This window comes from Streptomyces sp. NPDC057963 (genome assembly GCF_042887155.1).
Classification (GTDB): Bacteria; Actinomycetota; Actinomycetes; order Streptomycetales; family Streptomycetaceae; genus Streptomyces.
The window spans coordinates 161,082-174,367 of the sequence record NZ_JBHVPX010000002.1; the positions used below are offsets into that span (position 1 = coordinate 161,082).

Below are 13,286 nucleotides of genomic sequence, written 5' to 3' on the forward strand. Positions count from 1 at the left end.
ACGGTCTCCGACCGCTCCCGTCGCCGGAGACCGGGTCTGCCGGAGACCGGGCCCGTACCGGCGGTCGGCAGTGCTATTGCTGTTGCTGTTGCTGTTGCTGTTGCTGCGGAGGATGCGCGGATCGAACGCGCGCGGGGTTCACGGCCCCGACGACGGCTTAGCAAGCCGCTGCCTTACCACTCGGCCAATCCTCCGGGAGGGCGGCCGCGCGTTGCGCGGAAGAACCGCCCCGGGCGTCCTGCTCCGATCGGCACGGCGGAGTCGTCGGTGACTACTCCGGTGCCGGCTCGGGCCCGCCCTGCTGGGAACTCGACAGACTCGGACTCTCGGTCATCGTCGCGCTCCTCTCCCGGCCTGTGGCGTGCTTGTCGGCTCGCTGCTGGTCGCACCGGGGCGTTCCGCACCGGCGTCGGCATGTGCTGCACCCACTACTGTGCCCGGCACGCTCTTTCGGTGCCACCCGTTTTCCGGGCATCACCGAAAGACCGCGAACACCGGTCGGATCAGCGCTGCTTGCTGACTCGGCGGCTCAGATCCTTCAGTTGGCGGGCGAGATCGTCCATCCTGCCGTCGATACGGACGAGGTCCTCGGACACGTGCCCCAGCCGCACGCTCATGGCGCCGACGACCTGATGGGTGATGTCCAGTCTCCGGTCGAGGCTGTCGAGCCGGAGCGACATCCGGTTGAGGACGGGCCCGAGCTCCTGAAGCGCGGCGCCCACTCCGGCGAGGCAGCTCTCGATCCGGGGGACGCGGTGTTCGAGCGAGGCGTAGCCCGCGCGCAGGTCCTGCTCGGCTTCGAGCAGATACGTACGGACGCAGCGGGCGATGTCGCTGTCGCGAAGAAGCATCGCGATGTTGAGGACAGTTCTGCGGATGTAGAGGGTGAGCCGAGTGGCGGCCTGTGGATAACTTCCGCCCCCTCACCGCCCCAACGCGCCCTGCCCAACGAACCGATAACCGTACAGTCACGCGTACTGCTGTCCGAAACGCGTCAACCCCCGCCCGGCAGGCGAGGGTTGACGTCGACAGGGGTGACCGGGATCGCAGAGTCAGCCACGGAGCCCCGAGAAGGTGTCCGGAGACGGGCCCCCGGTCACTCCTCCCCGGCCAGCTTCAGCGTGCGCAGCTTCTGCCCCGCGTACCAGGTCGCCACCACCGTGACCGCCGTCAGCAGGACCGTCGCGACCGGCAGCCCGACGTCGGAGGTGATCGTGCCCGCCCCGGCGACCTTCTCGGCCACCGCGAGGGACCACTGCTGAACGCTGAGCGTGCGCGCCCCCGGCACCAGGGTGCCGAACAGGGCCTCCCACACCAGCGCGTAGACGAGGCCGAAGACGACCGCGTGCCGGCTGACGGTGCCCAGCAGCAGGAACAGCGAGCTGTACGCGATCGAGGCGACCAGTGCCGCGATGGTGTACGCCACCGCGATCTGCTGGCCGTTGCCGTTGAGGATCAGCCCCGCGATCAGCGTGGGCAGTGCGGAAAAGACCATCGTGACGGCGATGGCCACGATCAGCTTGGTGAAGATGATCGTCGGCCGCTTCACCGGCTTGGCCAGCAGATAGACGATCGATCCGTCGTCGATCTCGGGACCGATGGCTCCGGTTCCGGCGATCACACCGATCAGCGGCACCATCGTGGCGATGGCGAAGCCGCCCAGCACATCCGAGGCGACCTGGTCATCGGCTCCGGCGAAGGTCCGTACCGCCACGGCGATGATCACCAGCAGTGCCGGCAGGACGAAGAGGATGGCGGCCCGGCGCCGGCCGAGCAGGGCCCGGTAGGTGAGCCGGGCGACTGTGGGGTCGTACATGACGCTTCACAGCTCCTTTCAGGCCACTACTCAGGCCGCTACGAGATAGGAAAAGACCGATTCGAGGGACTCGTCGGACGGCGAAACGGTCAGAAGGCGAATTCCGTGCTCACGTGCGACCTTGGGCAGCAGCTCGGTGAAGCGTCCGAAATCGACCGCCTGGATGCGCAGGGCCTGTTCGCCGAGGTCCACCTCGATACCGGCCGTCGACGGGTCGGCGATGAGCGCGGCGGCGAGGGCGCGGTCGTCACTGGAACGTACGAGATAGCGGTGCGGGCGGTCCGTCATCAGCCGGCGGATCTTCCGGAAGTCACCGGACGCCGCGTGCCGCCCCGCCACGATCACCTCGATGTGCGAGGCGAGTTGTTCCACCTCTTCGAGGATGTGGGAGGAGAAGAGCACGGTACGGCCCTGGGCCCCCATCCGCCGCAGCAGCTCCATCAGCTGCATCCGCTGGCGCGGGTCCATCCCGTTGAACGGCTCGTCGAGCAGCAGCACCGACGGTTCGTGGACCAGGGCGGACGCCATCTTCACGCGCTGGCGCATGCCCTTGCTGTACGTCGAGATCTTGCGGTCCTGCGCGTACTCCATCTCGACCGTGGCCAGCGCCTTCTGCGCCTCCGCGTCCCCGAGCCCCTGCAACTCGGCGTTGGCGACGACGAATTCGCGGCCGGTCAGGAAGTCGTACATCCCTTCCCGCTCCGGCACGATCCCGATCTCCTTGTACACCGCTTCGTTGCGCCAGATCGCCTGGCCGTCGAGCGTGACGGTCCCCGTCGACGGTGCGAGGAAACCGGCCATCATGTTGATCAGCGTGGACTTCCCCGCGCCGTTGGGGCCGAGCAGCCCGGTGACACCCGGGCCCACCGTCATGCTCACGTCGTTGACGGCGACCACATTGCCGAACCAGCGCGAGGTGTGGTCGATCTCGATGGTGGTCACAGCCCGACCCTCCGGTAGCGGCGCATCAGTACGGCGTACGAGCCGGCGATGAGCGCGAGAACAACGATCAGATAGACCAGGCCGGCCCCCGCTCCCGGGCCTTCCCCTCCGGGGAAGGCCGTATTGGCCCCGAGGAACGCGGTCTGCACACCGTCGATCAGCGTGATGGGGGAGAAGAGCCCCAGCCACTCGATGGCCCCGGCGGAATCCGTCTGCCAGGCAATGGCCTGGACCGTGGAGACCGCACCGTAGGAGATGGTCAGCACGGCGATCACCGCGGCGACACCGAAACCGCGGCGCGGCGTCAGCGCGGCCATCACCAGCCCGAGTCCGGCGAAGAGCACGGAGAGCAGCGCCACCGAGACCATCCCCTGTCCGAACCCCTTGGTCTGCTCGACGAAGTCGAACTTCCCGAGCAGCGCGCCCGCATAGAGGATGACGAGCGGCGCCCCGGTGAGGATGAAGAGCGCGGATGCCATGGCCGCCAGCTTCGCGACGACGTAGTCGCCCCGCTCGATCGGCCGTGAGAAATACAGCGGCACGCTCTTGAAGCGCAGGTCCCGGGAGACCGACTGCGGTGCCTGCGCGGCCAGGAAGAGGCCGATGACGGCCTGCAGGTAGATCGCGAACGCCGTGTACTTGATCGGCAGTGCCGTGCTCCCCGGGGTGGCGATGGCGACGGCGACGATGATCGCCGCGATCATGCACATCACTCCGAAGAGCAGCATCGGCAGCACCTTGGACTTGGCGGAACGCCCCAGTCCGAAGGAGCCCCGCAGGGACTGCGAGTAGAGCGAGCGCCGCGCGTAGCCGCGGCCCAGCCGCTTGCCGTCGTAGGAGCGGTATCCGATGTTGTGGATCCGGGAGGTCTCGCTCCCGCTCACGGCTCCGGTCTCAGTGCTCATCACCGACCGCTCCCCTTCTGCTGTACGGCCCCGGCGCCCGCGGACGCGGTCTGTGCCACGGCCGCGGCCTGCGGATCCCCTTCGGTGTGGAAGACCTCGGCGATGTGGTGGCGACGCTGCTCCATCCGTACGAGACCGAGTCCGAGCCCGGCGACGCTGTCGCGCACGATGTCGTACGTCTCCTCGCCGGTCGCCTCGATCAGCAGGATGTGGCCCGCGCCGGGAAGCCCCTGTCCGTCGAGGCCGTCGTGGCCCACGAGCGTGACTCCGGCTCCGGTGAGGGCCCGGCGCAGCGCGTCGGTGCCGTCCGGGTGGGTGTCGCTGTCGGTGACCTCGACCGCGAGGGTCGTGGTGGTCTGGGTGAAGTCGCTGGTGGAGCTGGAGCGCAGGAGCGCGCCGCCGTCGATGACGACGACGTGGTCACAGGTGCGTTCGAGCTCGCCCAGGAGGTGCGAGGTGACCAGGACCGAGATGCCGAAGTCCGTGTACACGCGGCGGATCAGCCCGAGCATCTCGTCGCGGCCGACCGGGTCCAGACCGTTGGTCGGCTCGTCGAGCAGGACCAGCTGCGGGTCGTGGACCAGCGCCTGGGCCAGCTTCACGCGCTGCTTCATGCCGGTCGAGTAGCCGCCGATGGGGCGGTAGCGCTCTTCGTAGAGACCGACGTGGCGCAGTGTGTCCGCGGTGCGCTCACGTGCGGCCGTCGGTGGCAGTCCGGACATCCGCGCCATGTGGACGACGAACTCGGTGGCCGAGACGTCCGGTGGCAGGCAGTCGTGCTCGGGCATGTAGCCGACCCGTTCCCGGATGGCGGCGCCACTGGTGGCGACGTCGAGCCCAAGCACCGCGGCCCGGCCTTCGGTGGCGGGGGACAGACCCAGCAGGATCTTGATCAATGTGGACTTGCCGGCTCCGTTGGAACCCACCAGGCCGGTCACACCGGGTCCGATGTCCAGGGAGAGCCGGTCAAGCGCGGTCACCCGGGGGAACCGCTTGCTCAGGCTTTCGGTCGCGATCACAGTCACGTCCTCGACGATAGTGGCGCGGGCCACAGCGGACGTCAGCCCAGGCGGTTGGATCCGCATCAGTCTCCAGGCGTACGGACCCGTAGGGGGCCACCACAGGGGAGGAGTACCGGGGTCGGGGGCCGGGCGCCCCGGAGTTGTCCACAGGTCTCCGCACGCCTCTTGACGCAGTCGCCGGACATTGTCACATTCATCAGTGTCACGTTACGGACACGTACCGCACACGGCAGGGAACGGACGGTGGCATGACCTCGGCAGTGAAGGACGAACGGGCCCCGGAGCTGCGGGGGTTCAGAGAGGTGCAGCGTCTCGCGTACGACTGTGCGGAGGCGGTGGCCGCCCGGCTCCGGCCGGGAGTGACCGAGCGCGAGGCGGCCCGGATGCAGCGCGACTGGCTGCGCGAGCGCGGGGTGCGGGACTGGTTCCACCTCCCCTTCGCCTGGTTCGGGGACCGCACGGCCTTCGCCGGCTTCAAGGTGCCCCTGCAGTTCTTCCCGACCAACCGGAAGCTGGAGCCGGGGATGCCGTTCATCCTCGACATGGCCCCGGTGTACAAGGGCTTCACGGCGGACATCGGCTACTCCGGCTGCCTCGGGCTCAATCCCCTGCACGACAAGCTCCTGGCCGATCTGGAGGTCCACCGCGAGCTGATTCTGCGCGAGGTGCGGGAGCGGCGTTCGCTGCGCGAGATCTACGAGGACGTCGAACGCCTGATGATCAAGCAAGGGTATGCCAACAGGCATCGCGCCTACCCCTTCGGCGTCATCGCCCACAAGGTCGACCGCGTCATCGAGCGCCGCTGGTCGCCACGTGTGTTCGGCTTCGGAACCCAGTCGCTCAAGGGACTCCTGGGCGACGCGGTGCACGGACACCGGGACGGCTGGTCGCCGCTGTGGAGTCCGTACCGCTTCTCCGACCACCCGCCGCAGCCCGGTCTGTGGGCGGTCGAACCCCACCTCGGATTCCGGGGTACGGGCGCCAAGTTCGAGGAGATCCTGGTGGTCACCGACTCCAAGGACCCCGAGCAGAGCGCCTTCTGGCTGGACGACGATCTGCCGCACGTGCGGCGCTGGGCCGAGGAGAGGGTGGCGGCATGAGTCCGCAGAGTCTGCCGGAGGCGCGCGAGCGCCGGGTTCGCACGGGCGGAATCGAGCTGTGCGTAGCCGAGTTGGGCGACGAGGCGCGGCCGACGATCGTCCTCGTCCACGGCTACCCGGACAGCAAGGAGGTCTGGACGGACGTGGCGCGGCGGCTGGCCGATCAGTGGCACGTCGTGCTGTACGACGTGCGCGGGCACGGCCGGTCCTCAGCGCCGAAGCCGCTGCGCGGCGGCTTCACCCTGGAGAAGCTCACCGATGACTTCCTGGCCGTCGCCGACGCGGTGAGCCCGGACCGGCCGGTGCATCTGGTGGGGCACGACTGGGGGTCGGTCCAGTCCTGGGAATTCGTCACGGTCAGGCGGACCGAGGGCCGGATCGCCTCGTTCACCTCGATGTCCGGGCCGTCCCTGGACCACTTCGGGCACTGGATCAAGCAGCGGATGACCCGGCCCACCCCGCGCCGGGTCGGTCAGCTGCTGGGCCAGGGAGCCAAGTCCTGGTACGTCTACATGCTGCATACTCCGGTGCTGCCCGAGCTCGCCTGGCGCGGCCCGCTCGGCAGGCAGTGGCCGAGGATCCTCCAGCGGCTGGAGAAGGTGCCCGCGGGCGACTACCCGACGTCCTCCCTGCCCAGCGATGCCGCGCACGGCGCCTGGCTCTACCGCGACAACGTCCGGACCCGGCTGCGCAGGCCCCGCACCGACGCCTACGCGCACGTACCGGTCCAGCTGATCACACCGACCGACGACATCTTCCTGTCGCGGAAGCTGTACGACCAGTTGGAGCTGTGGGCACCTCAGTTGCTGCGCCGTTCCCTGCCGGGCAAGCACTGGGTGCCACGCACCAGGCCGGACCGGCTCGCCTCCTGGATCGGCGAGTTCGCCGCCGCCAACGAGGAGGCACTGGCGGACGGCCGGCCGGTGCAGGACACCGCGCCGACCGGGGCGTACGCGGACCGGTTCGGCGGGCAGCTGGTCCTGGTGACGGGCGCGGCCGGCGGCATCGGCCGGGCCACCGCGTTCGCCTTCGCCGAGGCGGGCGCCCGGGTGGTGGCCGTGGACCGGGACGGGGAGGGAGCGGCCAGGACGGCGGAGATGGCCCGGCTGATCGGCTCCCCCGCGGCCTGGGGCGAAGCGGTCGACGTCAGCGACGAGCAGGCGATGGAGAAGCTCGCCGAGAAGGTCGCCGCCGAGTACGGCATCGTCGACGTCCTGGTCAACAACGCCGGGATCGGCCTGTCCGGCTCCTTCCTGGAGACGACGAGCGAGGACTGGAAGAACGTCCTCGACGTCAATCTGTGGGGGGTCATCCACGGCTGCCGGATCTTCGGCGGGCAGATGGCCGAACGCGGCCAGGGCGGCCACATCGTCAACACGGCTTCCGCGGCCGCCTACCAGCCCTCCCGGGCCCTGCCCGCGTACAGCACCTCCAAGGCGGCCGTGCTGATGCTCAGCGAGTGCCTGCGGGCCGAGCTCGCCGACCGGTCGATCGGGGTCAGCGCGATCTGCCCCGGCATCGTCAACACGAACATCACCGCGACCACGCACTTCGCCGGTGCCGACGCCGCGGAGGAGAAGCGGCTGCGGAAGCGGACCGGCCGCCTGTACGGGCTCCGCAACTACCCACCGGAGAGGGTCGCCGACGCGATCCTCAAGGCGGTGGTGCGCAACCAGGCCGTCGTGCCGGTGACTCCGGAGGCCCGCGGCGCCCGGTTCCTGTCCCGGTTCAGCCCCGGTGCGCTGCGCGGGATCGCCCGGCTGAAGCCGCCGCTGTGAGCGGCCGGGAGCCGCTGCCGGCGGCAGCCGGCCGCTCCGCCGCCGAGTACCGGATCGAGGACCTGGCGCATGCGAGCGGCGCCACGGTCCGTACGATCCGCGCCTACCAGGACCGCGGCCTGCTGCCGACACCGGAGCGGCGCGGCCGGGCCAATGTGTACCGCGACACCCACCTCGCCCGGCTCCGGCAGATCGCCGATCTGCTGGACCGCGGCTACACCCTGGCCAGCATCAAGGAACTTCTGGAGGCATGGGACACGGGCCGCGGTCTGGGCGGGGTGCTCGGGCTCGTCGCGGAGGTGCACGGCCCCTGGACGGACGAGCAGGCCGACCGGATCACCCGGGCCGAGCTGAACGCCAGGTTCGGCGGCAGCCCGGACGACGAGGCGGTCGCCGAGGCGGTGGACCTCGGTGTACTCGAACGGGTCCCGGGGCGAGAGGACGAATTCCTGGTCCCCAGCCCGCAAGAGCTCGCCGTCGCCGTCGAGTTGCACGCCGCCGGTGTCCCTCTCAGCGCAATCTCCGTCCATCTGAGGGAACTTCGCGGCCAGGTCGAGCAGATCGCCTCGCGGTTCCTGGAGTTCACCACCGAGCACGTCTTCGCGCGCTATCTGGGTCATCGTCCACCGACGGACTCGGACGCAGCGGAGGCGGCCACCATGGTGCGCAGGCTGCGCCCGCTCGCCCAGCAGACGGTGGACGCCGAACTCGCGCGGGCGATGCGGACGTTCGCCACCCGGCATCTGCGGCACCACCTCGGCACGGATACCCCGCTCGCTCCGGAGGTCTCGGTGTCCGGAACGCGCGCAGTGGACCTGCCGGCTCAGACGATCCGGGCCGTACAACGCCTGGTTGGACCGCAGAACGTCTCTGCGTTCGTCGCGGCCGCTGCGGAACGCGAGGTCCAGTCAAGGACATTGGACACGCTTGCCGCATCTCGCAATAAAATAATGCCAATTGATCAAATCGGTTGATTCCTCGGTGACTTGTCCACAGAATCGCCAAGTAGCCTGTGGATAACTCGTGTTGGCTGTGGATCAAACCTGTGGACGAAAATTGCCACAGCAAATAAAATTGCTGTGGCGAATCGGGGTGAAATTCGGATGCCCCCAGCAGACCGTCGACGGCACTCTGACGGAATGGACGAAAAACGCACCGTCAAGGTGTCCAAGTACCTCTCGAAGCACCTGCGGCACCAGCCGGAACGGATCGGCATCACGCTCGACCCCCACGGCTGGGTGCCGATCGACGATCTGCTGCGCGCCCTGGCCCGCAACAACTTTCCCCTCATCCGGAGTGAGCTCGATCATGTAGTGGCCGCCAACGACAAACAGCGCTTCGCCGTCGAGAACGGCCGCATTCGTGCGAGCCAGGGCCACACCGTCCCCGTGGATCTCGCTCTCCCGCCGGCCGAGCCGCCCGCGTACCTCTACCACGGCACGGTGGGCAGCGCACTGGACGCGATCCGCGGCGAGGGCCTGCGCCCCATGAACCGCACGCACGTCCACCTCTCGCCCGACCGCGAGACCGCGACCAGGGTCGGTGCCCGACGCGGCCGCCCCGTGGTCCTGTCCGTGGACTCGGGCGCCATGCACCGTGCGGGCCACACCTTCTGCGTCAGCGCCAACGGTGTCTGGCTCACCGCCGCCGTACCGCCCGCGTTCCTGCGCTTCCGCGACTGATCCCCCGACCGGCCCGCCGAGGCCCGGTGCGCCGCCACGGACACGGGCCCGCCCATGTCGGCCCCGTATGGTCGTCGTCATGCGTCTGAGCACTGTGATTCTGCCGATCCACCGCTGGAGCGAGGGCCAAAAGCTCTGGCAGCGCGCCGAGGAGCTGGAGTTCCACGCCGCCTACACCTACGACCACCTGGCCTGGCGGACCTTCCGCGACGGACCGTGGTTCGGCGCGGTACCGACCCTCACCGCCGCTGCCGCCGCCACCCAGCGGCTGCGCCTGGGCACCCTCGTCACCTCCCCGAACTTCCGGCACCCCGTCACGCTGGCCAAGGACCTCATCACGCTGGACGACGTCTCCCACGGACGCGTCACCCTCGGCATCGGCGCCGGCGGCAACGGATTCGACGCCACGACGCTGCGCCGGAGCGACGAGGAGGCGTGGACGCCGCGCGAACGAGCCGATCACTTCGACGAGTTCGTCCCGCTGCTCGACCAGCTGTTGCGCGAGCCCTCGGTGACGCACGAAGGCCGTTTCTACGCGGCGAACGAGGCCCGGAACATTCCCGGCTGTGTGCAGCGGCCCCGGCTGCCCTTCGCGGTGGCCGCCACCGGGCCGCGCGGAATGAAGCTCGCCGCGCGGTACGGCCAGGCCTGGGTCACCACGGGCGACCCGAAGCTGTACGAAGCGGGAACCCCGGAGCAGTCCGTGGAGGCCATCCGCGGGCAGCTCACCAAGCTGGGCACGGCCTGCGAGTCCCTCGGCAGGGACGTCACCGAGCTGGACAAGGTCCTTCTCACCGGCTTCACGCCGGACCGCCCGCTGGGGTCCTTCGACGCCTTCGTGGATTTCGCCGGCACCCACTTCGAGCTGGGCTTCACGGAGATTGTCATCCATTGGCCGATCCCCGACTCCGACTTCGCCGCGGACGAGAAGGTCTTCGAACGCATCGCCACCGAGGGCCTGGCCCAGCTCAGCCGCTGACCGGGCGCCCGGCGCGGGCCGGGCTTGACCAGGCTGGACCGGACCGGGCTGGGCTGGACCGGCGCGGGTCGGCACGACTGGCACGGGCCGGGCTGGACCCGGATGGACCCGGCTCGAAACCGGCTGGGTCCGGTCCCGGCCCGGCCCCGGCCCGGCTCCTGTACAAGCGCCCAACGGGCCCGGGGCGCCCCCTCGGGCCCGTTGGCATATGTGCCAGGCATGTTCCCCGGTCAGCGGCGCGCAGCCTCATATGTGCGCCCCTCCGCACGACCGTGCACCGTCGTACGCGAGAATGGGCGTGTGACCTCAGCTACCGACTCGCCTTCGCCTGCCGCTCCCCGGCTGATCGCCACCGACCTGGACGGCACCCTTCTGCGCGACGACAAGACCGTCTCGGACCGTACGATCGCCGCGCTCGCCGCGGCCGAGGAGGCCGGGATCGAGGTCTTCTTCGTCACCGGACGCCCGGCCCGCTGGATGGATGTCGTCAGCGACCATGTCCACGGCCACGGCCTGGCGATCTGCGCGAACGGCGCCGCGGTCGCCGATCTCCACGCGGACGGCAAGCTGGTCGAGGTCCGCCCGCTGGAGCGCGACATCGCCCTCGACGTCGTACACACCCTGCGCGCCGCCGCCCCCGGCACCTCCTTCGCCGTCGAGCTGACCACGGGCATCCACTACGAACCGGCCTACCCGCCCTTCCACCTGGACTCGGGTGCCACCGTCGCCGTTGCCGAGAAGCTGCTCCACGAGGAGGCGCCGGGCACCGGCGCCCCCGTGCTGAAGCTCCTCGCCCACCACGCCGAACTGACTCCGGACGACTTCCTCGCCCTGGCCCGTACGGCAGCCGGCGACCGGGCCTCCTTCACCCGGTCCAGCCCCACGGCCCTGCTCGAAATCAGTGGCCCCGGGGTTTCCAAGGCCAGCACCCTCGCACTCTGCTGCGCCGAGCGCGGCATCTCGCCCGCCGAGGTCGTCGCCTTCGGCGACATGCCCAACGATGTGGAGATGCTCAGCTGGGCAGGCACGTCGTACGCGATGGGCAACGCCCACCCGGCCGCCCTCGCCGCCGCGTCCGGCCGGACCACCACCAACGGCGACGACGGCGTCGCCGTCGTCATCGAACGGATCCTCGCCGAACGCCGGATGCCCGGCGTTCAGCACTGATCCCACCGCCGGGGCACGGCCTTCGGCCCCTTCGCCGGGGGCCGGGCCGCCAGGCCGCCGGACCACTGAGGGTCGGGCTCCTGAATTCCGCAGGACTGAATTCCCAGGGCTGAATTCCCGGGCCCTGAGTTCCCGGCCGCCTCAGATCGGCGCTTCCCACACCACCGTCGTGCCGCCCCCGTCCTCCCCGATGCCGGGCCCGAACCAGCTCGCGCCGCCGAGCGATTCCGCTCGGCGCGCCAGGTTCCGCAGCCCGCTGCGCCGGCCGCCCACCGGGATGCCCACCCCGTCGTCGGCGACCGACAGCCTCACCGCGTCCCTCCCGTCGGGCAGCGCAACGGTTGCGTCGACGACCACGTCGATCGCCGAGGCATCGGCATGCCGGAAGGCGTTGGAGAGTGCTTCCCGCAGCGCCGCGATCAGATTCTTCCCGGTCAGTTCACCGACCAGCGAGTCGACCGGGCCGAGGAAGCGGTGCGAGGGCTTGAAGCCCAGCGGGACCGCCGCCATGTTGATCTCGCGCAGCACGCGGGTGCGCAGCCCGGACGGCGCCTCGGCCGGCTCCTGCTGGAGCGCGAAGATCGCGGTGCGGATCTCCTGGATGGTCACGTCCAGTTCGTCGACCGCCCGGCCGACACCTGTCTGCACCTCGGGCACGACCGACCGGCGCTGGGCGCTCTCCAGCATCATTCCGGTGGCGAACAGCCGCTGGATGACCAGATCGTGCAGATCACGGGCGATCCGGTCACGGTCCTCGTACACCGCGAGCCGTTCCCGGTCCCGCTGTGCCTCCGCCATCATCAGCGCGAGTGCGGCCTGTGAGGCGAACTGGGTGGCGAGGGTCCGTTCCGTCTCCGTGAACGGCCGGTCGCCCCGGGCGCGGGGGGTGGCGAGCGCGCCCAGCACCCGTCCGCCGCTGTGCAGGGGCAGCAGCATGCTGGGGCCGAAGTGGTGGGCCAGCTTGGTGACCACGCGGGAATCGGTGGCCGAGTCGTCGATGAAGACCGCCTCGCCGCTCAGCAGCTTCGCCGCCACCGGGCTCTCCGGCCCGATGATCACCCCCAACGGCACGCAGGGGTCGTCCGCGGAGACGGCGACGATCTCCAAGCCGCCCTCCTCGGCCGGCAGCAGCACGACCCCGGCGGCGGACGCGGCGAGATGGCGGGCCTGCTCGGCGACGACGGCGAGCGCATCATCGGCGTCACCGCCGGAGAGCAGGGCGGTGGTCACCGCCACCGATCCGTCGATCCACCGCTCGCGCTGGCGTGCCGCCTCGTACAGCCGGGCGTTGCCGATGGCTATCCCGGCCTCCGTGGCGAGCACCCGCAGCATGTGCAGGTCGTAGTCGTTGAACTCGCCGCCGTCGACCTTCTCCGCCAGATAGAGATTCCCGAAGATCTCCCCCTGGACGCGGATCGGGACGCCGAGGAAGGTGCGCATCGGGGGATGGCCGGGCGGGAATCCGGCGAATCTGGGATCGACCGTCAGATCGGCGAGCCTCACCGGGACAGGGTCGTGGATCAGTGCGCCGAGCAGTCCCCGGTGGCCGTCGGGGCGGCGGCCGATCTCGTGCGCCACCTCGTCCGGCACTCCGTAGGTGACGAAATCGGAGAGCCCCTCGCCCTCCTCGTCGACAACGCCGATGGCGGCGTAGCGGGAGTGGGCGAGTTCGGCCGCCGTCTCGCAGATCCGGTCGAGGGTGGAGTGCAGTTCGAGGCCCGTGCCGACGGAGCGCATGGCTTCCAGCAGTTGCGGTACGCGGGCGGTGAGTTCGGTGGACAGGCCCTGCAGGCTGCGGGTCGCCCGGGTCGCGGCTTCGAGTGAGTCCTTGGGGTCCTGCTCTGGCATACCCCGAGACTAGTTAGTCCCTATTGGGGAGGAAAGTCGGCTATCGT

At 69.9% G+C, this 13,286-nt stretch carries 12 protein-coding genes and 1 tRNA gene; 6 read left to right on the top strand and 7 right to left on the bottom strand.

The window, feature by feature from the left end:
* Positions 1 to 106: 106 nt before the first annotated feature.
* The 6 genes from ACFVT1_RS04455 to ACFVT1_RS04480 all read right to left on the bottom strand — a co-directional run bounded on the left by ACFVT1_RS04455 (position 107) and on the right by ACFVT1_RS04480 (position 4,715).
* Positions 107 to 194 (bottom strand) — tRNA-Ser (locus tag ACFVT1_RS04455).
* Between the two features lie 309 nt (positions 195 to 503).
* On the bottom strand, positions 504 to 851 hold the full coding sequence (locus ACFVT1_RS04460; protein WP_389792469.1) for a hypothetical protein: 348 nt from the start codon (positions 849 to 851) through the stop codon (positions 504 to 506).
* 245 nt (positions 852 to 1,096) lie between these two features.
* Positions 1,097 to 1,816, bottom strand: a complete 720-nt coding sequence (locus ACFVT1_RS04465; RefSeq protein ID WP_389792471.1) for an ABC transporter permease — start codon at positions 1,814 to 1,816, stop codon at positions 1,097 to 1,099.
* 30 nt (positions 1,817 to 1,846) lie between these two features.
* On the bottom strand, positions 1,847 to 2,758 hold the full coding sequence (locus ACFVT1_RS04470) for an ABC transporter ATP-binding protein (protein ID WP_389792473.1): 912 nt from the start codon (positions 2,756 to 2,758) through the stop codon (positions 1,847 to 1,849).
* Positions 2,755 to 3,663 (bottom strand): ABC transporter permease, encoded by a 909-nt coding sequence (locus ACFVT1_RS04475; RefSeq protein ID WP_362201639.1) that lies wholly within the window; start codon positions 3,661 to 3,663, stop codon positions 2,755 to 2,757. Before ACFVT1_RS04475 ends, ACFVT1_RS04470 begins: the two co-directional genes overlap by 4 nt.
* Positions 3,663 to 4,715 (bottom strand): ABC transporter ATP-binding protein, encoded by a 1,053-nt coding sequence (locus tag ACFVT1_RS04480; RefSeq protein ID WP_389792475.1) that lies wholly within the window; start codon positions 4,713 to 4,715, stop codon positions 3,663 to 3,665. Before ACFVT1_RS04480 ends, ACFVT1_RS04475 begins: the two co-directional genes overlap by 1 nt.
* A 218-nt stretch (positions 4,716 to 4,933) precedes the next feature.
* Between ACFVT1_RS04480 and ACFVT1_RS04485 the strand changes: the two genes are divergently transcribed.
* The 6 genes from ACFVT1_RS04485 to ACFVT1_RS04510 all read left to right on the top strand — a co-directional run bounded on the left by ACFVT1_RS04485 (position 4,934) and on the right by ACFVT1_RS04510 (position 11,391).
* Complete coding sequence (locus tag ACFVT1_RS04485; protein ID WP_389792477.1) at positions 4,934 to 5,785, top strand: M24 family metallopeptidase; 852 nt, start codon at positions 4,934 to 4,936, stop codon at positions 5,783 to 5,785.
* Entirely contained in the window at positions 5,782 to 7,563 is a 1,782-nt protein-coding gene (locus ACFVT1_RS04490; RefSeq protein ID WP_389792479.1) for an SDR family oxidoreductase, read from the top strand. Before ACFVT1_RS04485 ends, ACFVT1_RS04490 begins: the two co-directional genes overlap by 4 nt.
* Entirely contained in the window at positions 7,560 to 8,537 is a 978-nt protein-coding gene (locus tag ACFVT1_RS04495; protein WP_389792481.1) for a MerR family transcriptional regulator, read from the top strand. Before ACFVT1_RS04490 ends, ACFVT1_RS04495 begins: the two co-directional genes overlap by 4 nt.
* Before the next feature lie 165 nt (positions 8,538 to 8,702).
* Entirely contained in the window at positions 8,703 to 9,245 is a 543-nt protein-coding gene (locus ACFVT1_RS04500) for an RNA 2'-phosphotransferase (protein WP_389792483.1), read from the top strand.
* A 79-nt stretch (positions 9,246 to 9,324) separates the two neighbouring features.
* Positions 9,325 to 10,224, top strand: a complete 900-nt coding sequence (locus ACFVT1_RS04505; protein ID WP_389792484.1) for an LLM class flavin-dependent oxidoreductase — start codon at positions 9,325 to 9,327, stop codon at positions 10,222 to 10,224.
* A 300-nt stretch (positions 10,225 to 10,524) separates the two neighbouring features.
* Positions 10,525 to 11,391: a Cof-type HAD-IIB family hydrolase gene (locus tag ACFVT1_RS04510; RefSeq protein ID WP_389792486.1), complete on the top strand. Its 867-nt coding sequence runs from the start codon at positions 10,525 to 10,527 to the stop codon at positions 11,389 to 11,391.
* Positions 11,392 to 11,532: 141 nt separating this feature from the next.
* Here ACFVT1_RS04510 and ACFVT1_RS04515 read toward each other — a convergent pair whose 3' ends face one another.
* Positions 11,533 to 13,239, bottom strand: a complete 1,707-nt coding sequence (locus ACFVT1_RS04515; protein ID WP_389792488.1) for a GAF domain-containing sensor histidine kinase — start codon at positions 13,237 to 13,239, stop codon at positions 11,533 to 11,535.
* Positions 13,240 to 13,286 lie beyond the last annotated feature (47 nt).

Excerpts from the sequence above, each read along its gene's own strand:
- ACFVT1_RS04515 (WP_389792488.1), bottom strand. The coding sequence starts at position 13,239 with ATGCCAGAGCAGGACCCCAAGGACTCACTCGAAGCCGCGACCCGGGCG.
- ACFVT1_RS04475 (WP_362201639.1), bottom strand. The coding sequence starts at position 3,663 with ATGAGCACTGAGACCGGAGCCGTGAGCGGGAGCGAGACCTCCCGGATC.
- ACFVT1_RS04465 (WP_389792471.1), bottom strand. The coding sequence starts at position 1,816 with ATGTACGACCCCACAGTCGCCCGGCTCACCTACCGGGCCCTGCTCGGC.
- ACFVT1_RS04505 (WP_389792484.1), top strand. The coding sequence starts at position 9,325 with ATGCGTCTGAGCACTGTGATTCTGCCGATCCACCGCTGGAGCGAGGGC.
- ACFVT1_RS04490 (WP_389792479.1), top strand. The coding sequence starts at position 5,782 with ATGAGTCCGCAGAGTCTGCCGGAGGCGCGCGAGCGCCGGGTTCGCACG.
- ACFVT1_RS04485 (WP_389792477.1), top strand. The coding sequence starts at position 4,934 with ATGACCTCGGCAGTGAAGGACGAACGGGCCCCGGAGCTGCGGGGGTTC.
- ACFVT1_RS04500 (WP_389792483.1), top strand. The coding sequence starts at position 8,703 with ATGGACGAAAAACGCACCGTCAAGGTGTCCAAGTACCTCTCGAAGCAC.
- ACFVT1_RS04460 (WP_389792469.1), bottom strand. The coding sequence starts at position 851 with ATGCTTCTTCGCGACAGCGACATCGCCCGCTGCGTCCGTACGTATCTG.